21 protein-coding genes are annotated in these 24,893 nt (G+C 66.6%); 12 read left to right on the top strand and 9 right to left on the bottom strand.

Annotated elements, in window-relative coordinates; all coding sequences use genetic code 11:
- Positions 1-32 precede the first annotated feature (32 nt).
- The 3 genes from AKJ09_RS11795 to AKJ09_RS11805 are packed head-to-tail and all read right to left on the bottom strand — an operon-like array spanning position 33 to position 4,155.
- Entirely contained in the window at positions 33-725 is a 693-nt protein-coding gene (locus tag AKJ09_RS11795) for a citrate synthase family protein (RefSeq protein ID WP_146647295.1), read from the bottom strand.
- Positions 725-2,479 carry a thiamine pyrophosphate-binding protein gene (locus AKJ09_RS11800; protein ID WP_146647296.1) on the bottom strand — a complete coding sequence of 585 codons (1,755 nt, stop codon included), beginning with the start codon at positions 2,477-2,479 and terminating at the stop codon, positions 725-727. Before AKJ09_RS11800 ends, AKJ09_RS11795 begins: the two co-directional genes overlap by 1 nt.
- Entirely contained in the window at positions 2,476-4,155 is a 1,680-nt protein-coding gene (locus tag AKJ09_RS11805) for a sensor histidine kinase (protein WP_146647297.1), read from the bottom strand. Before AKJ09_RS11805 ends, AKJ09_RS11800 begins: the two co-directional genes overlap by 4 nt.
- Positions 4,156-4,399: 244 nt before the next feature.
- On the opposite strand from AKJ09_RS11805, the gene dnaJ reads away from it, so the two are divergent.
- Positions 4,400-5,518 carry a molecular chaperone DnaJ gene (dnaJ, locus tag AKJ09_RS11810; protein ID WP_146647298.1) on the top strand — a complete coding sequence of 373 codons (1,119 nt, stop codon included), beginning with the start codon at positions 4,400-4,402 and terminating at the stop codon, positions 5,516-5,518.
- 179 nt (positions 5,519-5,697) lie between these two features.
- On the top strand, positions 5,698-6,804 hold the full coding sequence (locus AKJ09_RS11815) for an MGDG synthase family glycosyltransferase (RefSeq protein WP_146647299.1): 1,107 nt from the start codon (positions 5,698-5,700) through the stop codon (positions 6,802-6,804).
- Position 6,805: 1 nt separating this feature from the next.
- On the opposite strand, the gene AKJ09_RS11820 is transcribed toward AKJ09_RS11815, so the two are convergent.
- The gene (locus tag AKJ09_RS11820; RefSeq protein ID WP_146647300.1) at positions 6,806-7,351 is read right to left on the bottom strand and encodes a hypothetical protein; all 546 of its coding nucleotides are present in this window, start codon (positions 7,349-7,351) and stop codon (positions 6,806-6,808) included.
- Positions 7,352-7,577: 226 nt separating this feature from the next.
- On the opposite strand from AKJ09_RS11820, the gene AKJ09_RS11825 reads away from it, so the two are divergent.
- The 6 genes from AKJ09_RS11825 (at position 7,578) to AKJ09_RS11850 (ending at position 13,529) form a co-directional block, all read left to right on the top strand.
- Positions 7,578-8,789 (top strand): ABC transporter ATP-binding protein, encoded by a 1,212-nt coding sequence (locus tag AKJ09_RS11825; RefSeq protein ID WP_240488444.1) that lies wholly within the window; start codon positions 7,578-7,580, stop codon positions 8,787-8,789.
- Positions 8,790-8,795: 6 nt separating this feature from the next.
- Positions 8,796-10,052, top strand: coding sequence for a sugar ABC transporter substrate-binding protein (locus AKJ09_RS11830; RefSeq protein WP_146647301.1), 1,257 nt, complete (start codon positions 8,796-8,798; stop codon positions 10,050-10,052).
- The gene (locus tag AKJ09_RS11835; protein WP_146647302.1) at positions 9,965-10,990 is read left to right on the top strand and encodes a carbohydrate ABC transporter permease; all 1,026 of its coding nucleotides are present in this window, start codon (positions 9,965-9,967) and stop codon (positions 10,988-10,990) included. Before AKJ09_RS11830 ends, AKJ09_RS11835 begins: the two co-directional genes overlap by 88 nt.
- Positions 10,987-11,856: a sugar ABC transporter permease gene (locus AKJ09_RS11840; protein ID WP_240488445.1), complete on the top strand. Its 870-nt coding sequence runs from the start codon at positions 10,987-10,989 to the stop codon at positions 11,854-11,856. The genes AKJ09_RS11835 and AKJ09_RS11840 overlap by 4 nt, the downstream gene beginning before the upstream one ends.
- A gap of 295 nt (positions 11,857-12,151) precedes the next feature.
- Positions 12,152-12,463 carry a helix-turn-helix domain-containing protein gene (locus AKJ09_RS52870; protein ID WP_169927466.1) on the top strand — a complete coding sequence of 104 codons (312 nt, stop codon included), beginning with the start codon at positions 12,152-12,154 and terminating at the stop codon, positions 12,461-12,463.
- Positions 12,456-13,529: an NAD(P)H-dependent flavin oxidoreductase gene (locus AKJ09_RS11850; protein WP_146647304.1), complete on the top strand. Its 1,074-nt coding sequence runs from the start codon at positions 12,456-12,458 to the stop codon at positions 13,527-13,529. Before AKJ09_RS52870 ends, AKJ09_RS11850 begins: the two co-directional genes overlap by 8 nt.
- 3 nt (positions 13,530-13,532) lie before the next feature.
- Here the strand turns inward: AKJ09_RS11850 and AKJ09_RS11855 are convergent, their stop codons facing one another.
- Together AKJ09_RS11855 and AKJ09_RS54770 are read right to left on the bottom strand one after the other, a co-directional pair.
- Positions 13,533-13,880 carry a hypothetical protein gene (locus AKJ09_RS11855; RefSeq protein WP_146647305.1) on the bottom strand — a complete coding sequence of 116 codons (348 nt, stop codon included), beginning with the start codon at positions 13,878-13,880 and terminating at the stop codon, positions 13,533-13,535.
- 325 nt (positions 13,881-14,205) lie between these two features.
- Complete coding sequence (locus AKJ09_RS54770; RefSeq protein ID WP_240488446.1) at positions 14,206-14,886, bottom strand: serine/threonine-protein kinase; 681 nt, start codon at positions 14,884-14,886, stop codon at positions 14,206-14,208.
- Between the two features lie 352 nt (positions 14,887-15,238).
- Here AKJ09_RS54770 and AKJ09_RS11870 point away from each other — a divergent pair, with 352 nt between their 5' ends.
- The gene (locus AKJ09_RS11870) at positions 15,239-16,585 is read left to right on the top strand and encodes a TolC family protein (protein WP_146647306.1); all 1,347 of its coding nucleotides are present in this window, start codon (positions 15,239-15,241) and stop codon (positions 16,583-16,585) included.
- Positions 16,586-16,682: 97 nt separating this feature from the next.
- Here AKJ09_RS11870 and AKJ09_RS11875 read toward each other — a convergent pair whose 3' ends face one another.
- The gene (locus AKJ09_RS11875; protein ID WP_146647307.1) at positions 16,683-17,972 is read right to left on the bottom strand and encodes an OmpA family protein; all 1,290 of its coding nucleotides are present in this window, start codon (positions 17,970-17,972) and stop codon (positions 16,683-16,685) included.
- Positions 17,973-18,504: 532 nt separating this feature from the next.
- Here AKJ09_RS11875 and AKJ09_RS11880 point away from each other — a divergent pair.
- Together AKJ09_RS11880 and AKJ09_RS11885 are read left to right on the top strand one after the other, a co-directional pair.
- Complete coding sequence (locus AKJ09_RS11880) at positions 18,505-19,671, top strand: YsnF/AvaK domain-containing protein (RefSeq protein ID WP_146647308.1); 1,167 nt, start codon at positions 18,505-18,507, stop codon at positions 19,669-19,671.
- Positions 19,672-20,009: 338 nt separating this feature from the next.
- Positions 20,010-21,548, top strand: coding sequence for a M15 family metallopeptidase (locus AKJ09_RS11885; protein ID WP_146647309.1), 1,539 nt, complete (start codon positions 20,010-20,012; stop codon positions 21,546-21,548).
- A 3-nt stretch (positions 21,549-21,551) separates the two neighbouring features.
- On the opposite strand, the gene AKJ09_RS11890 is transcribed toward AKJ09_RS11885, so the two are convergent.
- Complete coding sequence (locus tag AKJ09_RS11890) at positions 21,552-22,271, bottom strand: hypothetical protein (protein ID WP_146647310.1); 720 nt, start codon at positions 22,269-22,271, stop codon at positions 21,552-21,554.
- Positions 22,272-22,649: 378 nt separating this feature from the next.
- On the opposite strand from AKJ09_RS11890, the gene AKJ09_RS11895 reads away from it, so the two are divergent.
- Positions 22,650-23,102 (top strand): tellurite resistance TerB family protein, encoded by a 453-nt coding sequence (locus AKJ09_RS11895; RefSeq protein ID WP_146647311.1) that lies wholly within the window; start codon positions 22,650-22,652, stop codon positions 23,100-23,102.
- Positions 23,103-23,128: 26 nt separating this feature from the next.
- Here AKJ09_RS11895 and AKJ09_RS11900 read toward each other — a convergent pair whose 3' ends face one another.
- A complete protein-coding gene (locus AKJ09_RS11900) occupies positions 23,129-24,817 on the bottom strand; it encodes a metallophosphoesterase family protein (RefSeq protein ID WP_146647312.1) in 1,689 nt (562 codons plus the stop codon).
- Between the last annotated feature and the right edge of the window lie 76 nt (positions 24,818-24,893).

Consider the following 24,893-nt stretch of genomic DNA (forward strand, 5'->3'; position numbering starts at 1 on the left):
TCGCTCCTAAAATACCCGCTCGGCGACTCTCTTCATTTCCCCGGGGGCACGTACTCGAAGTGCGGCGTATCCATCGGGTACGAGAGGAAGTCCGCGGGCTTCGTCGTCTGGGCTTCGGCGAGCGCCGACGGCATCTTTCCGAGCGTGAGCGCGGAGACGACCTGGAAGACCGAGGTGAGGCCCGCCGCGCGAAGCACGGCGACGAGGGCCACATCGAGACTCGGATCCCATCCGAGCGCGGGAATCGGAAGACCGGCCGTCGCGGCCGCGAGGCGAGCCACCGACGCGCGCTCCTCGTTGGTCTTCGCCCGGAGCTCCTCAGGCAGCGGGCCCGTGCCCTCGAGGATCTCTCCGATGCCATGAACCAAGGCATCGACGTGCTCGCCCATCGTGAGCGCACCGACCGCGACGACGCCTCCGGTACGACAGCCGCAAAGGCGCGCGAGCACCGACGCGTGGACGGGAGCCGAGCCCACGGACATGACCGACGCGAACGTCAGCGCGACCTCGAAGGCGCGCGACTGCACGTCGTCCGGGAGGTCACCGGCGAGCGAAAGGTAGAGAACGTCGCTGAAGCGATAGAAGCGCGCAAGATCCTGCTCGACGTCGTAACCATGGAGACGTCGTGCCGAGCCATCGTCTACGGCGTGCGCAGTGAGCTCCTTCGGCCACGTTCGCGATTCGATCGGGCCGCTGCTCTTCGCCTCGTCTTGTCGGTCACTCATTACTTGTCCACGAAGCCGGCAATCGACTTCACGCGATCGCCGATCGGCGGCGGAACCGCGGGGTCGACACGCACTTCGATGAGCGAGGGCCCGCGCACCTTGAGCGCGTCGCGAAGCGTGCTCTGCATCTGGTTCGGGCCGTCGACGATCCATGCCGCAAGGCCCATCGCGCGCGCGATCGCCGCGACCTCGAGCGGTCGCTTGTAGCGCACCGAGGAGAGCGCACCGGACGCGAGCGCTCGGCTCGCGTGCCAGGTGATGCCGTGCATGTTGTTGTTCTCGACGATCCAGACGAGCTTCGGGATCTCGTATTCGACCGCGGTCACGAGATCCATGCCGCACATCGTGAAGCACGCGTCGCCGATGATGGCGATGGTGGGGTGCTGGGGCTGCGCGAGGGCCGCCCCGATCGGCGCCACCGTTCCATGCCCCATCGAGCCGAAGCCGAGGTTGATCATGAAACGCTGACGATCCTTCATCGTCAGGTAGTGGATGTTCGAGAGCATGTGGCCGCCGATGTCCGAGAACACCGTGGCGTCGTTCGGAACGGCCTCTTCGAAGTCCTTGCGCCAGCGCTGCGGCGTGAGCGGAACGCGGTCCGAGTCGCGCAGCTCGCCGTCGGAGAACACGCGCTTGGCCGGTGCCGCGGTATCCCACTGCGAGGCGATGGTGCCGCCTTCGCGCATCGAGCGATGCAGGTGGTAGACGAGCTCGACGAGAATCGTCTGCGCGTCGCCGACGAGCGCGAGATCGACGGGGTAGTTTCGACCAATGCGGTCAGCGTCGATGTCGAGCTGGATGAACGTGCGGTTCTTGCGAAGCGCCGGTGCCCAGTTGAGCGTGGCCGTCTCGTTGAGTGACGTGCCGATGGTCATCAGCAAGTCGACGTTGGGGCCGAGGATGGTCTCGCGCGCGGCCGCGTGCCCGGCGAACCCGAGGACACCGAGCGAAAGCGGGTGATCTTCGGGGAAGAGCCCCTTACCGCGCGGTGTGGTGGCAACGCGAGCCGGCAAGAGCTCGGCGAGCGCGCGAAGATGTTCTTCCGCGACGGCGGTTCCGACGCCCGCTCCCGCGAAAAGGATCGGTCGCTTCGCGTTCATGAGCAGCGACGCCGCGCGCTGGACGGCGACGCGGTCGAACGTGCGCGTGTCGGGGCGGTACGTCTTCGGGTCGAACCACGCCTCGTGCAGCGGCTTCTCCCAGAGATCGACCGGAACGTTGAGGTGCACCGGACCAGGACGGCCGGTCAGCGCGAGACGCAGAGCACGGCGAAGATGCTGCGCCATGCTCTCCGGCGAGATGACCATGGCCGAGTACTTCGTCACCGGCCTGAACATCGCGACGATGTCCATGTCCTCGCGTGACGTCTCCTGCGCCGCACCCTTGCCGAGTGCGTGACTCGCGGCCTGTCCCGTCACGACGAGCATCGGCACGCCGTCGGCAAAGGCGCACGCGACACCGGTAAGTAGGTTCGTCGCGCCGGGGCCTGCAGTACCTGCGCAGCACGAGAGGCGACGACCCGCGCGGGCGTAACCGTCCGCCATGAACGCGGCGCCCTGCTCGTGCTTGGTCATCACGAGCTGCATGTCCGGGTCGGACTCGATGACCGCGAAGAAGGGATAGAGCAGACCGCCCGGAATGCCGAAGACGACGTTGACCCCCTCGGCCTTCAGGTACTTGAGGAAGACGTCGATGACTCGGGGGGCGGGAGCGGGACGGACGGAACCGGGAGGCGGACTCTGTGAGATCGTCACGATCCCTCTGCCTTTCGAATGGTCACCACGCGTGTGATGATGCTTTCGAGATTGTCATCGCCCGCCCCCGGCGATTTCTTGAAGTCCGGCGGCCTGCACGGGAAGTGCGCCCAGAACGTGGTTCCCACCCCCGGCTTCGACATGACGTCGAGCCGACCGCCGATCTGGGCGAGAAGGCGCACGACGCTCGAGAGCCCGATGCCGTAACTCTGAGGCGACGTGGCTTCTCCCGCCGCACGCGGACGGAAAATCCTCTCCACCATTTCAGGAGGGATGCCCTGACCGGTGTCGGAGAGTTTGAGCGTGAGGAACGGCGGGCCGTCTCCGAAAGCCGGAGCAGGCATGCCACTCAGCTCGAGCAAGATGCTGCCACGATGCGTGTACTTTGCAGCGTTCGTCAGAATGTTGTCGACGATGCGATCGAAGACGAGATGATCGATCTCGAGCGCATCCGGAGCTTCACGCGTGCAGAACACGCTGACCTTGATGTCGCGTCCGTGAACGAGCGCCTTGAGACGGCGGCGGAAGACCTCCGCGAGCGGCGCGACGGCGAGGTTCTTCGGAGCGAGGCGGACGAACCCAGGATCCTGGGTTGCGACCTCCATCAGCTTCGTGAGCATCGCCTCGATCTGTCCGGCGGCGACTTCCATGTCACGGAGCGCCTCGCCCTCTTCGCCGTCCTTCACGCGCTCACGCAAGAACTGCGTGTTGCCGCGAACGACGAAGAGCGGGTTGCGAAGGTCGTGCGAGAAGCCGCGGATCGTCGTGACGCGCGACTTCTGCAAGCTGTCGAGACCGTCGACGACGCGCTCGAGGGTGGTGGTGCGCTCGGCAACCTGCTGCTCGACGAGGCGCGTCCAATCGCGCTGGCGCTGGTGGAGAGCGACGATTTCGGAACGGGTCTCGGCCTCCGCTTGGCCCAGCTCGCGGAGGACGGTGTTCATCTCGTTCCCGAGTTTCATATTCAATCGGTGCATGCGGCGCAGCTCGAAGACGTGACCTAGCGCCGCGCCGAGAATCGGCAACGCCACCCACGCCGAGATGCCGCCCTGCACCGTCTGGACGATCCCGCCCACGACCACACCGACGGCGAGGCCGATGAGCATGGGGAGGATGCGCCAACCATCGAACCAGCGAAGCCGGTACTCGCAGAACTCCGCGCCGTGCGCGATGCACCCGTGCTCCTCGAGGCGCGCGGGCGGGAGCGCCCACATCGAGGGACCCGCCACCCACTGGACCTGCCGCGACAGGCACATCAGCCGCGATTCGGCGTGTTTGCTGTGGTAGCGGACGTGGAAGGCAGAGCGCTCGGATCGGAGAATCTCGAAGCGCCCCGCGGTGGTCACGAGCTTCGAGACCTTGACGGTCGCCTCGTACAGCTGCCGCGGCGACAAAGCCCAGAGCATGTAGCGGAGGGCGCCGTAGCTCTCTTCGAAGCGATACGCGCACGCTTCGCAGAACGCGTCATCGCTTCCAGCGAGCTCGCGTACGCCCGCGAGAATCTTCTCGAACTGCTCGTGTGCCACCCAGCGCGTCGACCCGTCGAAGTCGGTCGCCTGAACGCCAGCGGCCTGCGCGATCGTCTCGAGGGCTGCGGCCCCGTGTCTATCTTCGACCCAGCGCGCCGCCGACCAGAGGATGCGTAGGCTGTACTCTGCGGCCTGGGTGTCGCTCATGCGTCGGTCCAATAGCGAGGGCTAAGTAAAGGCGGCGGAGGTCGCGAGGTCAACCGCGGCTTTCGTCTGCACCTGTGGTTTCGGAGGGCCGAAAGTTCGGCCTCCGCCGTCGGGCAGTCGCGGCTCTCGTGAACGTCTTTTGGGTGGAGTTTTGAGGCCAGCCGTGAGTGTTCACGGAATGACGCGAGCGGGGGCGTTAGGCCCTCTGCCACCCGCGCCAGGCGCGTGCTACTTGATGGGGCTGATGTCGCATCGCGACCACTACGAAGTGCTGGGAGTTTCACGCTCCGCGACGCAGGAAGAGATCAAGGTCGCCTTCCGAAAGCAGGCGGCCGTTCACCATCCCGACCGTAACCCGGATGACCCCAAGGCTGCGATTCGATTCAAAGAATTGAACGCGGCTTACCAGGTTCTGGCCGACCCGCAACGCCGTTCGATGTACGACCGGTTCGGTCACCGCGCAGAAGAGCCTGGTTCGCCCTTCTCGAGCGGCGGGCCGTTCGCCGGCGGCGTCGTCGACTTCAGCGAAATCGCAATCGACGGCATTCTCGGGGATTTGCTGGGGGTTTTCGGGGTCGGCCGCGGCGACAAGGGTGACCTCAAGCGCGAGCTCGAGATCACCTTCGAGGAGGCGGCGTTCGGCGTCACCAAGACGATGACGTACGACCGCATCGTCGGCTGCACGGACTGTCGAGGTTCGGGCTCGGCGCCGGGATACGCCGCCGACACCTGCGACGCTTGCAACGGTCGAGGTCGAGTCCGCTTCCAGCAGGGCATCCTGCCGATCGCGGTCGAGCGCGTCTGCCAGCGCTGCAAGGGCAAGGGGTCCGTCGTCACCCACCCCTGCTCGAGCTGCCGGGGCAGCGGCCTCATGAAGAGCGCGAACACCATCGAAGTGACGATCCCCCCGGGGGTCGAACACGGTGCGACGCGCGTGGTGAGCGGGGCGGGCAACCGTCCGAGGCCCGACAAGCCGGCCGGCGATCTCGAGCTCGAGATTCAGGTCGCTGCGCACCCCTTCTTCCGGCGCGCTGGCGACGACGTCCTTTGCACCGTACCGGTCACCTTTACGCAGGCCGCCCTCGGCGCGGAGGTGGAGGTCCCCACCCTCGACGGCCGCGGCAAGCTGCGGGTTCCCGCCGGAACCCAGCCGGGCACCACCCTCCGCATCAAGAACAAGGGCATGCCCAAGCGCGCCGGCATCGGTCGGGGCGATCAGCGGATCGAGGTGACCGTGGAAGTCCCCACGTCGCTCACCCCCCGCCAGCGGGAGTTGCTCGAGGAGCTCGCCAAGGAGCTCGGCGAAGACGTGTCCCCGCAGCGCCGCGGGTTCATGGATAAGCTCCGCGACTTCTTCGGCTGACCTCGCTGGATACCGCCCTTCGCGGGTCGAAGGCGGGTTCGGTGCGTACGCTTCGCACTGGTTGAGTGGTTGAACCACTCAATTCGCGTACTTGTCACCGGCTCGCGCGCGGTCCGTCGCTTGCTCCTTCGAACGTTCGAATCCAGCGCCGGCGGGGCAACGAGCGCGGAGGAGGACGCATGGCGACGACCGATCTGGTGGTGGTCCACAGTCCGGTAGGCGGCGGCCACAAGGCGGCGGCCCTCGCGGTGGCGGAAGCTGCAACGGCGCGCGGTCTGCGCGTCACGATCATCGATGCGTTCGAGCATGCACCGAAGTGGGCCGGCGACGCCTACGTGCGCGCGCATCTCACCGGACAGAACGCAGCGCCCGAGTTCTACGGACAGCTGTACTTCGCCGCAAACCGCCGTGACGGCACGTTCGAACCGCTCCGCCTCGGCATCGACAATCTGCTCTTCGGCGCGCTCGCTGACCACGTGACGAGCCTCGCCCCGCGGGCGATCGTCGCCACGCACCATCTTCCTCTCGTCGTCCTCGGACGCGCGCGCCGCAAGGGGCTCCTCGATGCGCCCGTCGTCGGCGTCGTCACCGACTACACGGCGCATGCCTGCTGGGCGGAGCGCGGGGTGGATGCCTGGTCGGTCCCCTCCGAGGTCGCCAAGGCCGAGCTTGCCGAACACGTCCCGGGCGAGCGCATCGTGGTCACGGGCATCCCAGTCCGCCGCGCGTTCGAACGCATTCCCTCGGCGGGCGACGCGGACGGGCGGGTGCGCGTCCTCGTCACGAGCGGCGGCTTCGGTGTCGGCCCCCTTCGGAAGATCGTCCGATCGTTCGCGGGCGTTCCGAACGTGGAGCTCACGGTCGTCTGCGGGGCCGCACACAAGCTCGCTGGCCAGATCGCGCGAGAGGCCGAAGAATGCGGTGTTTCGGCGCGCGTTCTCGGCTTCGAGAAGGACATGGCGGCGCGCGTTGCGGTAGCCGACGTGGTCGTCGGCAAGGCGGGCGGCCTCACCGTGACCGAGACGCTCACGGCCGGACGCGCGATGGTCATCGCCTCGGCGGTGCCCGGCAACGAAAAGCTCAACGAAGCGTTCGTCGTCGAGGGCGGTGCGGGGATCTCGGCCGAGGCCGACGCCGTGGGCGCGGTCGTGAGGCGCCTTGCCGATGAGCGCCTGCTTGGGTGGATGGGCGCGCGCGCGAGGTCGCTCGTCCCGGTTCGCGCCGCCGAGCGCATTCTCAACCTCGCCGAGAGCCTCGGCCAGTCCGCGCGTCGCGCAGCCGCTTGATTCAGCGCCTCCGGTAATCCCCGGAGTGCGGGATGCCCGTCGAGCTCTCCGTCGGACCGAGCTCGACGAGGCCTCGGCCAATGAGCTCGACGAACATGTCGAGCGTCTCCTCGACGGGCAACGCCACCGAATCGGCGATCGAACGAATCGTCGAGCGACCGTCGACATGGAGAAGCACGAACGCCAGGCGAAGAGCCAGATCGGCCGGTGGCGCAGCTGCGGTCCGCAGCGGAACGGTCACGTCGACGGGCAACCGAGGCATGTCAGGTGGGAGGAGCGCGCCACGAGCGAAGGCGTCGACGTCGAAATCCGGGACGCGCGTGGGGCGCACGTCGGGAATCGGATCACCCCAGGCATCGAGGTCAGGATTGGCAGGCGCGGGCGTCGTCTCGCGCTCGAAGCGAACGCGCTCGGAGTGAACGCGCTCGGAGTGAACGCCAGAGAGGGCCGCTTCGTCGGACGGGCCCTCGGCGGAGTCGGCTCCGATCGCGTTCGAGCCGCTCATCTCGCACATGCCTTGGGCGCCCCAGCCCTTCGTCGTACCCATGCGATCGAGCTTCCTTCCCGAGGAGAGGAGGTGGTGCCATTTTTCAGCGTAGGCGTCCACGCCTGGCCCACACAAAAGTCGGCGAAAGGACCACCTCGGAGACACGCCGGAAGCGAGGCCGAATGCCGGCGATTCAGTCGCGTCTCGAGAGGTGAAAAGCCTCGAACGTCACTCAAAAGTGCGTTACGTGTCACCCGCCGAATCAGCGGTAGAATTCTGCGCTCCGATGTCCGAGGCGATCCAAGCAACTCGTCGCAGCCCTCTCGAACAAGGACGCGGCGAGTCCACGAAAGACGCGCCTCTGGAGACGCCGCCGCCCGCGCTCGCCCTCGCGGAGCGACCCATGCGCTGCACGGCGCGAGGCATCAAGAAGGCATTCGGCGAGACCTCGATTCTGCGCGGTGTCGACCTCGAGATCCCGGAGGGCAGCTTCGCCGTCCTCGTCGGACCGAGCGGCTGCGGCAAGTCGACGCTACTCAGGCTCGTCGCGGGCCTCGAGGAAGCCGACGAGGGAACGATCACGCTCGCCGGTCGTGACGTCACGCGGCTTCCTCCGCGCGATCGCGACATCGCGATGGTCTTCCAGAGCTACGCCCTCTACCCGCACCTCACCGTGCGCGAGAACCTCGCGTTCGGGCTCAAACTGCGCGGCACCGAGACGCGCGAAATCCAGAAACGCATCGAAGAGGCGAGCGCCATGCTCGGTCTCGACGCGCTGCTCGACCGATTGCCGAAGCAGCTCTCGGGCGGGCAGCGACAGCGTGTGGCGATGGGGCGCGCCATCGTGCGTCGCCCGAACGTCTTCCTCTTCGACGAACCGCTCTCGAACCTCGACGCCGCCCTACGCGCAGAAGTCCGCGTCGACATTCGACGCCTGCACGATCGCTTGGGCGCGACCACGCTCTACGTGACGCACGATCAGGTCGAAGCGATGACCCTCGCGGACACGCTGTGGGTGCTGAACAAGGGGCTCGTCGAACAGAAGGGCCCGCCCCTCGAAGTCTACGAGCGCCCGCGCACCAAGTTCGTCGCCACGTTCCTCGGCTCGCCCAAGATGACGATGATCGAAGGCACGCTCGTTCGAGACGCCGGGCGAACCTTCGCCGAAGGCGGCGGCGTTCGAGCACTCGTCAGTGACGACCGCTTTGGTGCATCCCTCGTCGAAGGTCGTGCCGTGACGATCGGGATCCGCCCGCACGATGTGTCGCTCGCCAAAGACGGCGCTCCCAGCATGGCCGAGCTGAAAGTGGAGCTCGTCGAGGCGCTCGGTTCCGAGGCGTTCGCTCATGGTTGGCTCACGCAGAGCGGGCCTTCGGTGATCGCACGGCTCGATTCCGACGACGCTCGGCGCGTTCGTCCCGGCTCGGTAATCCCGCTCGCCGTCGATCCCGCGCGCGTGCATCTCTTCGATCCGAAGACCGGCAACGCGCTCGCCTGAGTCGTCATGCGCAGGTTCCAAGCCCTCGCCGTCGCACTGATTGCGCTCCTGATCGGTGTGCTGCCGGGCTGCAGCGAACCGGCGCCGGGCATCGTGCTCTGGCATCCGTACCGGGGGGCCGAACAGAAAGCACTCGAGACGATCGCCAAACGGTTCGCGGACGAAAAGCACGTCGAGGTGACGGTGCTCGCCGTGCCGAACGAGGCGTACGCAGCCAAGCTCGAAGCAGCGATTCCGCGAGGCAACGGGCCGGACGTCTTCGTGAGCCCTCACGAGCGTCTCGGCAGTTATCTCTCGAATGCGCTCGTCTCCCCGGCCGGCGATGCATTTCCGGACGAAGACGTCGCGCGTTACGAGCCGGTGACCGTCGAGGCCGTGACCGATCGGAGCGTGCGATACGCGGTGCCGCTCGCGAGTAAGTGCCTCGCGCTCTACATCGACACGCGCAAACTCCCCAAGGCGCCGAGCACGCTCGAGGAGCTCGAAGCGGCGAAGGGCAAGCTCGGGCCCGGCGTGTTTCCCCTCGCCTACGAAGCCCAGAGCGCCTACTTCCATGCGCCGCTCTTGCACGCCTTCGGCGGGCGCCTCTTCGACGGCACCACGTTCGCGATGGTCGGCCCGAAGGCCGAAGCCGCCGCCGAGAAGGCACGCGCGCTGACGACGAGCGGCGTGATCCCCGAAGAGCCGAGCGGCGATCTGGTCAAGCAGCTCTTCTTGTCCGGCAAGGCTGCCGCCGTCATCAGCGGACCGTGGCTCGCCGGGGAGCTCGCGGGCGTTCCCTACGAGGTCGTGCCGCTTCCGCGCATCGGTAGTGAAGGACCGATGCGCCCGTATCTCACCGTCGACGGCGCGTTCCTCACGCCGCAAGGCTCCTCGCGAACCGAGGCGCGTGCACTCGCGCGGTACCTCGGTGACGACGCCTCCGCGCGTGAGCGCGCCGACACCGGAAAGCAGATCGTGGCATCGCGAAGCTACTGGACGAGCGAACGTCACGGCGAGGGGCGTGCCCTGCTCGAGGCCTTCCACGCGGCCAGCGCGGACGCGATTCCGATGCCCACCTCGCTGGCCATGCGCGCCACGTGGGTTCCCGCCGAACAAGCGCTGCGCAAGGTCCTGCGGGGGATGCTACCGCCAAGGCGGCCCTCGAGGAGGCGAAAGCCCGCTACCTCGACATCATGCGGCCTCCCCCGCCGCCTCCCTCGCCTGCGCCTCTCATCGCGCTGCTCGGATTGGCGCTCTTGGCGGGCGCCGCATACGCGGTAAAGCGCGCGCGTGCGCCGGGGTTCCGTCGTGAGCTCGCCAAATCGCTTCCCGCGTACAAATACGTGGTCCATTCGGTGCTGACCGTATTCGTGCTCGTCGTGCTGCCTCTCGTCGCGGGCGCGGCGACGTCGTTCTTCGCCGGCGCACGCGACGCGCCTCGCTTCGTGGGTCTCTCGAACTACGTCGACATTCTCACCGTTCGCGGCAAGCCCCTCGTCGACTGGCTCTCGGCCGGCTCGTTCTATCTCACCTTGCTGGTCACCGTGGTGTGGACGCTCGTGAACGTCGTCCTGCACGTCGGCATCGGGCTCGTGCTCGGCATCTTGCTCGCACGGCCCTTCCTGAAACTGCGTGCAATCTACAGAGTCCTCCTGATCCTTCCGTGGGCGGTTCCCTCGTACGTCACGGCGCTCGCGTGGAAAGGCATGTTCCACCGCCAGTTCGGCGCCGTGAACGCGATGCTCGGAGCGCTCGGCGTTGCGCCCGTGTCGTGGTTCTCGAAGTTCTCGACGGCCTTCACGGCGAACGTGGCCACCAACGTGTGGCTCGGCTTTCCATTCATGATGGTCGTCGTGATGGGCGCGCTCACGTCGATTCCAAAGGACGTGCTCGAGGCCGCCGAGGTCGACGGCGCAACGCGCTTCCAAGCGTTCAAACTCGTCACCCTGCCCCTGCTCAAGCCGACACTGCTACCCGCCGTGGTTCTCGGCTCGGTGTGGACCTTCAACATGTTCAACGTCGTGTTCCTCGTCTCGGGCGGTGAGCCCGACGGGACGACCGACATCCTCGTCAGCGAGGCCTACCGCTGGGCATTCGCGCGCAACGCGCAGCTCGGATACGCGGCGGCGTACGCGGTGATCATCTTCGGACTGCTGGCGCTCATGTCACGCGCGCTCGGGCGGATCGGTCGCAGCCCCGGCGAGGAGAGCAGCGTATGAGCGCCGGCATGGAGACCACGAAGCGACCGAGCGCCCTCGAACGCGCCGTCGTCAACGGTGTGCTCGTCGCGGCGGTCGTCTACGCACTCTACCCCGTGCTCTGGGTCGTCTCGCTCGCGCTGTCGGGCGATCATGCCACCGAGCCTCACGCGCTCCCGATCCCACGCGCGATCACGCTCGACAACTTCCGCCTGGTGATGGGGCTCGGCGCCGGCGGGCGCCCGTGGCTCTTCGCGCGGCAAATCGCGAACTCGCTGGTTGTCTCGCTTGCCACGGCCCTCGTGGCCGTCGCCATCGCCACGCCCACAGCCTATGCGCTGGCGCGCTGGAATTTCGTCGGCAAACGAACCGGCCAGCGCACGCTCCTCCTCACGCAGATGTTCCCCGGGGTCGCGAGCGCGGTGCCGCTGTATCTCATCCTCGATACGCTGCACTTGCTCGACACGCGCACCGGCCTCGTTCTCGTGTACGCGGCGACGGCGGTGCCCTTCGCGATCTTCCAGCTGCGCGGGGCGTTCCTCGCCATTCCGGTCGATCTCGAAGAGGCGGCGATGGTCGACGGCGCAACGCGCACGCAGGCCTTTCTCAAAGTGGCCCTGCCGGCCGCACGCCCGGCCGTCGCCGTGACCTCGCTCTTCGCGTTCATGAGCGCATGGAACGAGTTCATCCTCGCCGCCACACTGCTCGGTCGGGAGAGTGCGTTCACGCTGCCCGTCGTCCTCCAGAGCTACGTCGGCGAGTACGACACTTCTTGGGGCGCCTTCGCGGCGGGAGCCATTCTCGTGAGTGTCCCCGTCATGGCGCTCTTCTACGTGGCCCAGCGCCAGTTGATCAGCGGGTTGACGTCGGGCGGCGTGAAGGGCTGACCGCTTTCGGCCGTGTGCACGCACGGGTCGAAACGCGCGCGCACACGTCGAACAGGTCCTGCGCTGACGTCATTTCGGGCATTTGTGCGCGCTTGCAAACTGCGCTCAAGCACGACCTCGTGGCGCGTTTCTCTGCGCGCGTTCAGCTGCCGCCGCTGACGTCGCGACGCGACGACATTCCCCTGCTCGTCCGGCACATCCTCGCGCGCTTTGCCGCGAGACGCCCGAGCTCGTGACGCGCCGGTTCGATGCGCGAAGCGATGGTCCACCCGAGCCTCGTATCGATCCACGCCTCGTGGCAGCCCTCCTGCGTCATTCCTTCACGCATCACCTTCGTGAGCTCGAGCGACTCCTCTGGCTCGCGGTGACGACGACGCGCGAGCCGTTCGTCGCTCTCACGAAAGAGGTGGAAGCGGAACTCCGCCTACCGACCGTCGCTCCCGAAGGCGAAGAGCTCACGGAAGAGTCCATCCGTACCGCACTCGCTTCGTCACAGGGCAATGTCAGCCAGGCGGCGCGGAAGCTCGGATTGAAAAATCGTTACGTGCTCTATCGACTGATGAGGCGGTACGGACTCGAATCTGCATCTAATGTCGACGATGAGTAGCTGGTCCGACCGCCGTATCCTCGAGCTGTTCGGAATCGACCTCCCAATCGTGCAGGCCCCCATGGCCGGGGCCACGACCCCGGAGATGGTCATCGCCGTGAGCGAGGCCGGCGGTCTCGGCTCGCTTCCCTGCGCGCTGTCGACGATCGATCAGGCCACCCAGGCGATCGCCACGATTCGGGCGAAGACTTCGCGCCCGATCAATCTGAACTTCTTCTGCCACTCGTTACCGGAGCCGGATCCCGCGCGGATGACGGCATGGCGCGAGAAGCTGTCGCCCTTCTATCTCGAGCTGGGGCTCGATCCCCAGGCGCCCTTCACGGCCTCGAATCGCGCGCCGTTCGACGAAGCCTTTTGCGGGCTCGTCGAAGCGCAGAAGCCCGAGGTGGTGAGCTTTCACTTCGGTCTTCCGCCCGAGCCGCTGCTCGCACGCGTGAAAGCGGCCGGCGCGAAGGTCATCGCGTCGGCGACAACCGTGGCCGAGGCTCGCTGGCTCGAGGCCCGCGGCTGCAACGCCATCATCGCCATGGGTTTCGAGGCGGGCGGCCATCGCGGAAACTTCCTCACCCACGACATGGCCAGTCAGGTCGGCACGATGGCCCTCGTGCCGCAAGTCGTCGACGCGGTGAAGGTGCCCGTCATCGCCGCGGGCGGCATCACCGACGCGCGCGGAATCGTCGCGGCGTTTGCGCTCGGCGCCTCGGCCGTGCAGCTCGGAACGGCCTACTTGTTCTGCCCCGAGGCGCAGGTCAAACCGTTCCACCGCGAAGCGCTCGATCACGTGCACGACGACGAGACCGCGATCACCAACGTGTTCACCGGTCGACCTGCCCGCGGCATCGTCAATCGCGTGATGCGGGAGGTCGGTCCGCTGTCGGCACTCGCACCGAGCTTCCCGCTCGCCGGCGGACCGCTCGCGTCGCTCGTCGCGAAGGCGCCGGCGGACTTCGCCAACATGTGGTCGGGCCAGGCCGCATCGCTCGGCCGGAAAATGCCCGCCGGCGAGCTCACGCGAAAACTCGCGCAAGAGGCACTCGAAGGCTTCGCGGCACTCGCTCGACCCTGAATTTCAGGAAGACGAGCGAAGCACGAAGAGGCCCGTCTCGATCACGCGCTCGGTGGAGAGGTTGCTTCCCATCGCGAGCTCGTGGAGGAGCGGGCTCATGTGCGCGCCGAACAGGGGCGCAGTCTCCGCGAGCTTGAAGGCGGATGCGATGGCCAGGTCGAGCCCGCGGTTCTGCCCCTCGCAGCGACCGGCATCGAGGCCGGCGCGAACGGAGATCTTTTGACGCTCGGCCAGCTCGAGGAGCTCGTGCGCACATCGCACCGCGCGCACGCCACCATCGAAGGCGAACGACAGCGTGAGCGCGTCGCTGTGCGCGGGCTTCCGGCGAACTTCTTCGCGTAGTGCGCGCACGTCTCGATGAAGGCCAAGGGAAGCGATCTCTCGCCGTCTATCGCAAGCGTGAGAACGGCCACGAGCGGTTCGTTCTGTGCCCGGGGGCTCCTCGAGCGAGTCTACGACAAGTTGTTCGATGCCGATCCGACGCTGCGCGCGCTCTTCAGGCGCGTGGTGAGCGACTGGCATGCGGCTCGAGAGGCGCGCCATCGACGCCGCCACCGCGAGCCGGGTCGGCTCCATCTCGACGGCACCGAGCCGCGACGCGGCAGGCTGAAAGACCGCGTCCACTTCGGCGAGCGCTTTCTCCAGCTCGACGGCCGAGGGGAAGCGCTCGCTCGCCTCACGCCGCAGACAACGATCGACGATCTTGGCGAGCGACTCCGGCACGGCGGGACACGCCCCCTGGGAAGTCACGATCGATGATCGCGAATGCCATCTCTTCGCCCTCGAGATGAGCGTGCGGGAGCGCACCGGCAATGAGCTCGTAGAGCACGAGGCCGAGGGCGAAGACGTCGGAACGAGGCGACGCGGCTTCGCCCCACCAGAGCTCGGGCGAGAGATACGCGGGGGTTCCCATCAGGGTGCCGGGCCGCGTGAGATTTCGCTCGTGGATGCTGTCCGGCTTGCCGGAGAGTCCCTCCGGTAGAACGCGAACGCGCTCTGTCGAGCTCGTCGAGATCGACCCGTCATCGGCCTTCGCGAGGTCGGCGTTCGGGCGACCGTGACCATGCACGGAAAGTGGCGCGACCTCTTCGGTGGCGACCTCGCTATCCAAGAGCTTCGCGAGGCCGAAATCGAGGAGCTTGATCTCCCCACGCTCGCCGAGCACGGCGTTGCCCGGCTTGATGTCGCGATGGAGAATTCCAGTGGCGTGCGCGGCGGCAAGGCCTCGCGCGAGCCCAAGGCCGAGCCGGAGCGCAGTCTCCCAGGCGACCGGCTTCTGGACCTTGTCGAGGCTCTGACCCGCGACGAACTCGTAAGCAATGTAAGGGTGGCCGTCGACTTCACCGACGCGATACACTTCAGCGCGACAGGCCGATCGAGCGCCGTGTCACGGCCGAGGTACACGCGTCCCATGCCGCCGCTGCCGAGCGGCCCTTCGACGGCGAACTGGTCGAACGACGAGGGTGGAGACCGTATTCCAACGGCGCTCGGCTGGGTGACCGCAGGCATTCTTCACCGTTCATCCTACGCCGGGTCCTACTCGTCGGGAATGCACCGCGACTCGCACCGACCTGAATGGCCGTTCGTCGGCTTTCGGCTAGGATGCCGCGACATTCGGAGCGGTCAGGACATCGGAGGGGGGCCTACTCGCGTACTTGTCTCGTAGTTCGCGGAGCTTACGTAGCTCACGCGCCGGAGGACCGATTCAGATGTCTGTGTGTCAAGGGACTTTCCGGGGGATTGCGCGGAAGGCGCGCCTCGCGGGTCTGGCGGTCGTCGCCACCTACGTTTGCATCGCCGGAACGGCGAGCGCCGAAGAAGCCCAACCGGACGTCAAGGACAGGCCCCCGACCGACGCTCCCAAGGTCTCTTTCGACGAAGCCATCCGGCGCGCCATGGAGCGCAACCCGAACGCCGAACTCGCCATGGAAGAGATCAAGCGTTCGCAGGCCCTCTACGAGCAGGTTCGGGCGAGCTGGCTTCCGACGTTGACCGCGAATGCAACGTACACGCACCTCGATGGTGACCGCATCGTCAACGGCGCCGTGTTCGCTTCCGCCAACCAGCTCAACGGCAACATCCAGCTGACGGTGCCTCTCATTTCGGCCAAGAACTGGGCGAACTCGGCACGCGCGAAAGAGAACATCGAATACGCCAAGCTGTCGTCGGTCGACCAGAAGCGTCAGGTGGCGATCGCCGCGGGCCGCGCCTACCTCACGGTCATCGCGCAGCACCGCGTGCTCGAAAGCTCCGTGCGTGCCCGTGACACTGCACGGGCACACGAGGAGTACGCCAAGTCGCGGTTCGCCGGCGGCATCGGCACGCGACTCGATGCGGCTCGCGCCTCGCAGGAACGCGCCGCCAGCGAAACGCGCGTCCAGACGCAGACGCTCGGGCTCGAACGCGCCGAAGAAGCCCTCGGCGTGCTCCTTGGCGAGAATGGGCCGGTCGACGTCGTCGATGCGGTGCTACCCGAAACGCCCTCGCTGAACGCCGCCATCGGCGAGGCCGAGAAGAACCGCATGGATATCGTCACGCAGCGCCAGCGCGTCGAGATCTCGCGCAAGTCGGTGCGTGACAACTACACGGATTACCTGCCGGTGCTGAATGCGGTCGCGCAGCCGTTCTTCCAGACGCCCGCAACACCCACCCAGCCGAACACCGGCTGGCAGGTTCAGCTAATCCTCCAGATTCCGCTGTACGACGGCGGCCTCCGCTACGGTCTCGCCCACGAGCGCGAAGCTCTGCGAGACCAGTCGAAGACGAAGCTCGATGCGCTCCTTCGCCAGGTTCGCTCGGACGTCCGCACCTCCTTCGTGGCCGTGCAGCGTGCGGACTCCGCGCTCGATCAGGCCCGCGAAGCGGCACGTCTCGCCGAGGAGTCGTTGCAGCTCGCGCAGACCGCCTACAAGGCCGGCGCCACCACGAACATCGAAGTCATCGACGCCGAACGCCGTGCGCTCGACGCCACGACCGACGCCGCCGTGGCCGAGGACGCGGCTCGCCAAGCCCGCCTCGACCTGCTCTACGCCTCGGGTCGGTTCCCCAACCCCTGACTCGCGTCCACCGAGAGACCAAAACGAGAGCGCGACGAAGGACCCGAAAGTCCGACGTCGCGCTCTTCGCATTTGCGTCGAACGATTCGTTCGCCGCTCAGCGGGAGATGATCACCATGTCCGCGCGACGGTTCTGCGCGCGGCCGTCGTCGGTGCCGTTGTCGGCGACGGGGTGCTTCTCGCTCATGCCAACCGTCTCGATACGGTTCGCATCGACGCCCTTCCCGACCAGCGTCTTCTTGACGGTTTCGGCGCGGCGCTCCGAGAGCGGCGAGTTGATGTCGTCGCCGCCGACCGAGTCGGTGAAGCCCTCGATGCGAACGCGCGACGACGGGTGATCCTTCATGGTCACGGCGACGTCTTGGAGGGTCGCCTCACCGCCGCTCTGCAGGTCGCACGATGCGGTGTCGAAGTTGACGTTCGGCAGCGCAACGCGCTCGGGCAGCGCGGCGTTGCCCGTGAAGGCGGAGGCCATCCCGGTCTCCTTCTTCGCCGCCATCCCGGTGTCCTTCTTCGCGGCGTCCTTCTTCTCCATCTCTCCAGAAGTGAGCGTGGCCTGCCCGGTGGGCTGGGCCGGGGGCGCTGGCGGGGGCGCCGCCGCCGGCGTCTGGACGTTCGGCTGATGAACCATCGGTGCCTGGGCATGCGGGGCGGGAACTTCGTGGTGGCGGCGCGAGAAGTAGGTCAAGCCACCGAGGAGGATTGCGCCGAGCACGAGCGCTCCGATGATCGCTCCCCAGGGTGTGCGCGGCTTCTCGGCCACCGGCACCACCCGACGCGGGGGCGGCGCGACCTGGCGCGGTGCCACCTGAGCGACGCTCACGTGGGGCTCCGCAATCTCCGCACCGACGCCGCCGAGCTCGGAGACATCACCGATGCCGAGCGCGCTGTTCAAGCCGCGCGGAAGGCTCGGGTGCTCGAGAACGGCCTTTTTCTGGCTCGAGAGCAGTTCCATCAGGCCGGACGCGCCGAGACCGCGCGAGACGACCTGTTTGCCGATCACACCCGCGATGAGCGGAAACACGAAGGACATGATCCCCGAGGAACCTTCGCGACCGATACCGCTGGTACGCGAGATGACATCGGTGATTCGGCCGCCGTAGTCGCCGAGCATGCCCGAAGAGAGCTTGCTGCCGATGCCCATCATGCCGCGCGGATCGGACACGTCACCGATCCGCGAAGAGTCGACGTCTTTGAGGCTCGACAGCAGTCCGGCTGCACCGCCCGGTGTCGAGCCTCGTTGGATCAGTCCCGCGAAGATCGACGGTACGGCCGATGACAACGCTCCACTTACCTTCGCCGGAGACTCGCCGATGGAGCCGGCAACTTTGCCGACGACATCGGGCGTGAGGCGCGCCTCGACGGTCTCAATCAAACTACCGGTCATGGCATCATCCCTCCTTCCCAAACCTCGACTCGTCGTCCGACAAAGTGAGCGCTGCGACGTGCAGAGCCGATGTCTCGAGCCGAACCGTGCGTACGCCCCTTACCTATTTGGCGCAGCGCCATGCGGCATCCGTCCAGGTCGCAAGGGCCGTGCCCGTGAGGGCGGCCATCTGGTCGTGCTCCCGAGTGTCACGCCGCTATCCTCTTTTGCGCGCGGCTGTGGATCGATGCGGCGAAGGGCGCCTCGTCACGCGCACACGTCGAAGACCTAGCAGCGGCGAGCGGACACAAGCGGCTCGTCCGAGGCATCATGCCTCCGAGCTAAGGGCGCACGGTCGAGCCGTCGTGCCTTGCTGGGATACTCCTCGGTGACGCGGGCTTCATGCCTCCCCGGTGCGGCCTTCTCCCGCGATGGGACATCCGATCGAGCGAAGGCGCGCCGCATGCATCGTCTGCCGCAGCGCACTGCATGACGTTTCAGCCCGGCGGACGAGCCGCCGCGAGCCGGAGCGGCGACATAAGGAGGCGTCCCGATGAAAACGGTAGTTGGAATGTTCAATACGGTTGGCGAGGCGCAACGAACCATCGACGAGCTCATCCAACTGGGGTTCGGACCGAAGGACATCAGCGTCGTCACCAACCTTTCCGCGCAGCGCGCGATGGGCGGACGACTCAGCCTCGCGCCCATCGAATCGCTCGATGTCGGCCGCGTCGCTGCTTGCGGTCCGATCGCCGACACAATGAAGCAGTCGACGGGCGGGGGTAACGGCCTCACCGGGACACTGCAGTACTTCGGCCTCACACCGAAGCTCGCCGAGCACTATGCGCGAGGCGTCCAGCACGGTGAGACGCTCGAGTCGTTGACCGTCGAAGACAAAGACGCGGATCGCGTCGTAGCGATCATGGAGAAACACGCGCGCCTCGAGCACGAAGCGAGCCTGAAGGCGGGTGCACCGATCGCAGGCGCAGCTGCCGCCGCCGCCGCGGGCATCGCGCGTGAAGTCGAGACTCGGAAGGAGATGCCGAAGCAAGCGGCGCCGATGCGCGAGCCCCTGCGCACCGACGTAATCACCAACATCGCCGGCAAGGAACACCTGTTCGGCAAGGACGAGGAACGCCACATTCCCATCATGCGCGAAGAGCTCCGCGTCGGTAAGCGCGAGGTCGAGCGCGGCGGGGTGCACGTGAGCGTTCACGTGAAGGAGACGCCGGTCAACGAGCGCATCAATCTGCGTGAAGAGCACGTCGAGATCGAGCGACGTGCGGTTGACCGCGCTCCGCGCAACGGTGAGTCGGTCTTCCGCGGCGAAGAAATGGAGTTCTCCGAATACGGCGAAGAAGCCGTGGTCGAGAAGGGCGTCCGCGTCGTCGAGGAGGTCATCGTCCACAAGCGCACGACCGGACACGACGAGGTCGTGACCGATACGCTGCGCGCGACGGAAGTCGACATCGATCACATGCGCGACTTCGATCGAGGTGGCTACAAGAAGCACTTCGACAGCCTCAACCTGAAGGGCTCGACCTTCGACGAGTACCTCCCGGCGTACGAGCTCGGCCATCGACTCCGTGCGAGCAAAGCGTCTCGCTGGGAGGAGATCGAGAGCCAGGCAAAGACGAACTGGGAGAACGCGCGTCCGGGAACGTGGGATCGCTTCAAGGACACGATCCGCTACGCCTGGGCGCGAGCACGAAACCTCTGAGGTCGCGCTCGCGCGGGTCCGCACGGAGAACGCGTCTGCCAGTGCGCGTTCTTCGTGCGGGGGGCGCCCATTTTGGTCGAAAACTTGGCCCGAGTTCGGGGGCTCCTGCATGAGCAGGGGACCATGCCTGCGCGCAAATCGCCCCCGAAAACCAAGGCCACGCGGCCGGCGCATGGAGAAGGTGAACGGCGCTCGGGAACGGATCGCCGGGTGGGCGTGGATCGCCGCGAGTTGCCGCCGCGCCCCGAAGGACGGCGCCACAACGGCGGCCGGCGTGCTACCGATCCGCAAGATTGATTCGCCGGGTCGTCGTCTCCAGTTCCCTCTTACTCCTCGTCATGACGGCGTGCGCACGGAAGAGCGCGCCGGCTGAGGTCGATGCTGGAACCGATGCCACTCCGAGCACGCCCCGAAGCGGGGCGGACGTGGTCGATGCGGCACCCGACACGGACGCCTCGACTTCGCGAGGGCTAGCGTCGTACGGCGAGTCGAAGCTTGCTCCGCGGGTCACCTGTCGAGGAGTCGCCGGCGAACACGTCGCCGAACGCGATCTGCGCGTGTCGTTCGTCGACGGCAATGATCTGCTCGCCATCGTGAATCGCTCGCCCACCGGCGTGCTCGCCTCGGATTGGTCCCCCTCGGACCTCGTCGACATCCGCACTCACAAGCCGGTCTCCTCCGGCGAGTGCGACAAGCTCCATTGCCTCCGCAAAGAGGCCGCCGACGCCCTCGACGAGCTCCTTGCCGAGATGAAGACGCGCGGCTTTCCCGGCAAGGTCGAGTCGGCATTCCGGAGCTACGCCGCCCAGTGCGGAACGTTCCTCCGCTGGGCGGAGAAGGGCTCCTTCTGCAATGCGACCGAGCAGAGCGCACTGCCCGGGCACAGCCAGCATCAGCTCGGAACCACCGTCGACCTCTTCACGGAGGAATGGGCGAAGGATCCGCGAGGCGTCTTCCGCGAGGGCTTCGGCTGCACGCCCGCCGGGAAGTTCTTGCAGGAGCACGCATGGGACTTCGGGTTCGTGATGCCGTATCCGATTCATCCGGACGATCGGCATCCCAAGCAGAGCTGCGTCACGCGCTGGGACATCCCCGTGCCGGTCAATCCGAAGACGGGCTACCGCTTCGAACACTGGCACGCGCGCTACATCGGGAAAGAAGCCGCGCAGCGATTCAAGAAGGCCTTCGAAGCGAGCGGCCCGGGCACGCCGAACGAGCTTACGCTCGAGCAATGGCTACGCAAAGTGAAGGGGCTTACGGGGCCCGACGCCGAGATCCCCGTCTGCGACGGATGCAATTGCGGGGAATGTGCAACGCTCGCCGCCGACGGGGAAAGCTCGTGCGACGAGAAGAAGAAGTCTCGCCGATCGCCGGGCGGCGCCCTTCATCTCGACGAGAAGGGACATCCCGTGGCTTCCTCGAGCGCGCCGAAGCTCGGCGAGGTCAAACGAGGTCGCGCCACCAAGCGTACGGGTGACGCGGCGATCGTGGAGGTGAAAGTCGAGATCCCCGAGCACGTCGTCACGCAGCCTCCCATCGTTGCGCCCGATGCCGCGCGCTACACGAAGGGCTCGACGTTCGAGAAGCTCGCCCCCTACCCGGCGACGTCGCCGCGCGCCTTTCCTCCGCTCGAGGGTGCCTGGGTAATCGGTGTCGAGCCCGTTCCCAACGACAGCGGTGTGGCCTGGCCATGGCGCGCGGGCCTATCGCTGCCGAGCCACGCACAGACCTACGACCGCGCGAACGTCCTCTTGCCTGCGCCACGCGGAACGATGACGCTGAAGGTGGCCGTTCCCGAGGAGACGTCGCAGGTGCGCGTGGTGTTGCTCGAGGCCGGAGTGCCTCGAGGCGAACCGACGACCGTCGACCTCCGCTGAGCATCACGCACCGCCGCTCCGGACGACGTACACGATCTCGTCGAGACACATGGCGCCGTACTCGAAGGCGCGTACGGCCCGCTCGCGTCCGAGGACGCCGACGACCTCCTCGAACAGATCCTTCGGGCTCTCGGCGAGCGTGAAGAGCACGCGTTCCTCGAGGCCTCTGGCTCTCTCGCTCGAACCACCCGCGCCGAGCAGCGCGGTGACATCGTCGACCGCTCGTTGCGTGGCGGGCGAGGCCACGAGGATCGCGGCGCGACGGCAGAGCTCGACGCGATCATGGTCGGTCTCCGGAGGTGACTCTTCGGCGCTCCCCTGAAACTCCTCGGTCACCTCACACACCGCGCGCACCTTCGACCAGAGCCGCGTGTGCGTCCGCTCGTAGGCCTCTTCGACGGTCCCGATCTCCTCCTTCGAGAGGCCGACGATCTCGGCGTGGAGAGCCACGTCGTGCGGACCGCGGGAGGAAGCTTTCCCACGCGTCCGCCCGCGGATCTCGAGGCGCGGGCCCGCATGCCAGGTGGCACACGGCACGCGGAGTCGGAGCGTCCCTTCGCGGCCCATTCGACTCCATTCACCGCGATCGACAGCAACGCCGAACGGAAGACCACGTGAGGCCTCGGCCATCCGAGCTTCCGCGGTTCGCACCTCGGTCTCCGCCGAGAGCCAGCGATCTTTGTAGTCGCGAACCTGCGTGGTGAGGTTTCGATTCGCGTCCATCGCCACGTGATCCGTGCACGCGACGTTGGCCGACGCTACCTCTTGCCGCTCGTGTGGGACCGGCGACGCTCCCGTGGCGAAAAGTCCCTCCCCCGCGGCGCGTGCTGCCCATCCGCCCCCGAAAAAAACGGGGGCTCCCAGAAGCAGGAGCAGCGCGCGGACCTTCGTCACCATCGGATAACAGGCCGACAATCGCGTCCGGCAAAAGTTCCAGCCCGTCGCGACCCGCCTTTCAGCGCAACTCAGTTGCGCTGATTGAATCGTCAAACGGAGTTCGCGACAGACTTGTGCAAAGGACCGAGGATTTCGGGGCCCTCGCCCGTCGTGGGCCCCGAAATTCTCGGTCCGTGCAAGCGGTCGCCGCAGTAGGCTGGGGCCATGGCCGCCATCGCCAACATCGAGAAGGTCGTCCCCGAGAAGGTCGCACTCCCGCCGGTAGAGCAACGCGCGGTGCTGGAGATCGCCTACTTGTCGGTCGCCGCGGACCACACGATCAACGAGGACGAGGAGGTCGCATTCCGCGCGCTGGCCAAGCGCCTCGCCGGTGCAAGCGAAGGCGAACGCGAGGCGCAGGCGCTCCTCTCGAAGTTCGACGGCCACATGGATCGCGACGACGCCGACGCCCGACTTCGCGAGCTCGCCAAGGCGCTCACGAGCCCTGGTTCGCGCGAGCTCGCGTACAAGATGGCCTACACCCTCGCCCTGGCCGATCTCGCCTCGAGCGATCAGGAGTTCGAGTTCGATCTCCAGCTCATCGATGCCCTCGGCCTGACGCAAGAGACGGTCGATCGCCTGACCGAAGAGGTCATGACGGCGCTCGACCCTGGCTGAACCGAGACCGAGGGCGTTCCGACTCCTCAGGTGCGATGCTCGATCTCGGGCGCCACCTTGAAGAAGGCGTTGCGCTCGGGATCGTTGTAGCTCGCCCAGTCGGGTGACCACGGCGTGAGGGCCGCTCCTCCGCCTCCATCGAACGAGATGGTGAGCGCCATCGGCGTCACGTCGCGGTAGGTGCTCTCCTTCGGGAGATCCGCGTTCTCCGCACCGCCCGAGGAGAAGAGCGTGAAGACGCGCGGGCCGCCGTCGTCATCGTACGAGGCGACGAAGCCGGGCAGCACCTTCTCGTGACCACGCAGCATCGTGTGCGCGCCGATGCGCTGCATGAACGCGCGGAACTGCATGCGCCCGAAGGCGAAGCGAGCCGCCTGATCCTGCAGATCGGCGGGGATGACGTCGGCCGTACTCGGGTCGCTCCACATCATCTGGAAGCGGATCTCCTCGTCGTTGAGCGTGGAGAGATCCTTCCAGCGCTCCTTCACGATGCGGTCCTTCGGGATGCCGCCGTGGACGAAGAGGAAACGCTCGAACAGGAGCATGTTCGGCATCTTCTCGAAGAGCGTTCGGTAGTGACGGAACACGTCGACGGGGAGAAGCGGCTTGAGCGAATTGATGGCCTCGGCCGGCTTCACGCCGCCGTACATCGTGCCGTTCACTTCCACGTAGTACTCGTGGTTGCCGCGCAAGATGACCACGTGCTCGGGCGCGGTCACGAAGAGCTGGAGTACGGTTCGTAGGACGCCGTTGAGGCTGAAGAGTCCGCGATCGATGTAGTCGCCGAGCAAGACGAGCAGCGGATAGGGCTGCGTTCGGTCACGACGATAGGCGTCGACGCGCTCGAAGAACTGCGACTGGAGAACCGTGGCCTTGAGGATGCTGTAGCAGCCGTGAAGGTCGCCGAGCACGGTGATCTCGTAGCGCTCACCGGCCTTCGGCATGCGCGCATAGACATGGCCGTCGAGGAACGACGTTCCCTCGCCGATGTCGGCGACGGTGGACTTGGTGGCAAGCTTTCCGGCGCCCGCCTTTCGTTGCTCTTCGAAGACCGCGATCGCGCGATCGATGAGCTGCCGGTCAGCCGCGACCTGACGCGCGATCGTGTCAGGGTCGCGCGAGAAGTGGAACTCGAACGGCTTGAAGAAGGGGTGGTCGACCTCGGTGTGGACCGTCGGACGCGCGGCCGCGACAGTGACCTTCGAATCGCCCTGATCTTCGACGAGGTCGACGCCGAAGTCGGCCTCGAGAAGCTGCGCGAGCTCGCCACGGAACTGCACTTCGGCCGGGTGGGCAACGCCGTCGGCGAGAAGGAGCGTGTCGATGAGGCCCATGAGCTGCTCTTGGCCCACGCGATCGAAGCTCTGGAAGATCTCGAAGCATCTCACCTTGAGCTTCGCGTGCACGAACGCTTTGGGATCTTCGTTCGAAGAGACGCTCTCGGTGAAGAGCTCCTTGACGCTGTGATCGATCCCTTCGAAGACCTCGTGGAAGTGCTTCGTGAACTTCGCGATGACGTCCGCGCGAACGGCAGCGTCGGCGTCGGGCATGGCGGTCGTCGCGCGGTGCTCGATCAGCGTCTCGATCGTCTTCCGAACGAAGCTCTTTTCGGCAGCGTCGAAGTCGCCATCGATGTAACCGAACGTCACGAGGTAGAAGATCACCGCGTGCATCTGCTGCTCGGCGCGGTTCCCGTCGTTGCTGAAGGTGATCATCGCTGACGACGAAGATACCCGTTCGCGCGTCGGTTGGGGAACCGGGCGAAGCAAGGCGGCGCGCCTCCTACAACGC

Origin of the sequence: Labilithrix luteola, assembly GCF_001263205.1 — a bacterium.
Lineage (GTDB): Bacteria > Myxococcota_A > Polyangia > Polyangiales > Polyangiaceae > Labilithrix > Labilithrix luteola.

Bases quoted from the DNA above. Each gene is read 5' to 3' on its own strand.
- AKJ09_RS11795 (WP_146647295.1), bottom strand. From the start codon at position 725: ATGAGTGACCGACAAGACGAGGCGAAGAGCAGCGGCCCGATCGAATCG.
- AKJ09_RS11875 (WP_146647307.1), bottom strand. From the start codon at position 17,972: ATGACCGGTAGTTTGATTGAGACCGTCGAGGCGCGCCTCACGCCCGAT.
- AKJ09_RS11835 (WP_146647302.1), top strand. From the start codon at position 9,965: ATGCGGCCTCCCCCGCCGCCTCCCTCGCCTGCGCCTCTCATCGCGCTG.
- AKJ09_RS11900 (WP_146647312.1), bottom strand. From the start codon at position 24,817: ATGATCACCTTCAGCAACGACGGGAACCGCGCCGAGCAGCAGATGCAC.
- AKJ09_RS11895 (WP_146647311.1), top strand. From the start codon at position 22,650: ATGGCCGCCATCGCCAACATCGAGAAGGTCGTCCCCGAGAAGGTCGCA.
- AKJ09_RS11840 (WP_240488445.1), top strand. From the start codon at position 10,987: ATGAGCGCCGGCATGGAGACCACGAAGCGACCGAGCGCCCTCGAACGC.
- AKJ09_RS11885 (WP_146647309.1), top strand. From the start codon at position 20,010: ATGACGGCGTGCGCACGGAAGAGCGCGCCGGCTGAGGTCGATGCTGGA.
- AKJ09_RS11880 (WP_146647308.1), top strand. From the start codon at position 18,505: ATGAAAACGGTAGTTGGAATGTTCAATACGGTTGGCGAGGCGCAACGA.
- AKJ09_RS11830 (WP_146647301.1), top strand. From the start codon at position 8,796: ATGCGCAGGTTCCAAGCCCTCGCCGTCGCACTGATTGCGCTCCTGATC.
- AKJ09_RS11870 (WP_146647306.1), top strand. From the start codon at position 15,239: ATGTCTGTGTGTCAAGGGACTTTCCGGGGGATTGCGCGGAAGGCGCGC.
- AKJ09_RS11805 (WP_146647297.1), bottom strand. From the start codon at position 4,155: ATGAGCGACACCCAGGCCGCAGAGTACAGCCTACGCATCCTCTGGTCG.
- AKJ09_RS11825 (WP_240488444.1), top strand. From the start codon at position 7,578: ATGTCCGAGGCGATCCAAGCAACTCGTCGCAGCCCTCTCGAACAAGGA.
- AKJ09_RS11820 (WP_146647300.1), bottom strand. From the start codon at position 7,351: ATGGGTACGACGAAGGGCTGGGGCGCCCAAGGCATGTGCGAGATGAGC.
- dnaJ (WP_146647298.1), top strand. From the start codon at position 4,400: ATGTCGCATCGCGACCACTACGAAGTGCTGGGAGTTTCACGCTCCGCG.
- AKJ09_RS11890 (WP_146647310.1), bottom strand. From the start codon at position 22,271: ATGGACGCGAATCGAAACCTCACCACGCAGGTTCGCGACTACAAAGAT.
- AKJ09_RS11815 (WP_146647299.1), top strand. From the start codon at position 5,698: ATGGCGACGACCGATCTGGTGGTGGTCCACAGTCCGGTAGGCGGCGGC.
- AKJ09_RS11850 (WP_146647304.1), top strand. From the start codon at position 12,456: ATGAGTAGCTGGTCCGACCGCCGTATCCTCGAGCTGTTCGGAATCGAC.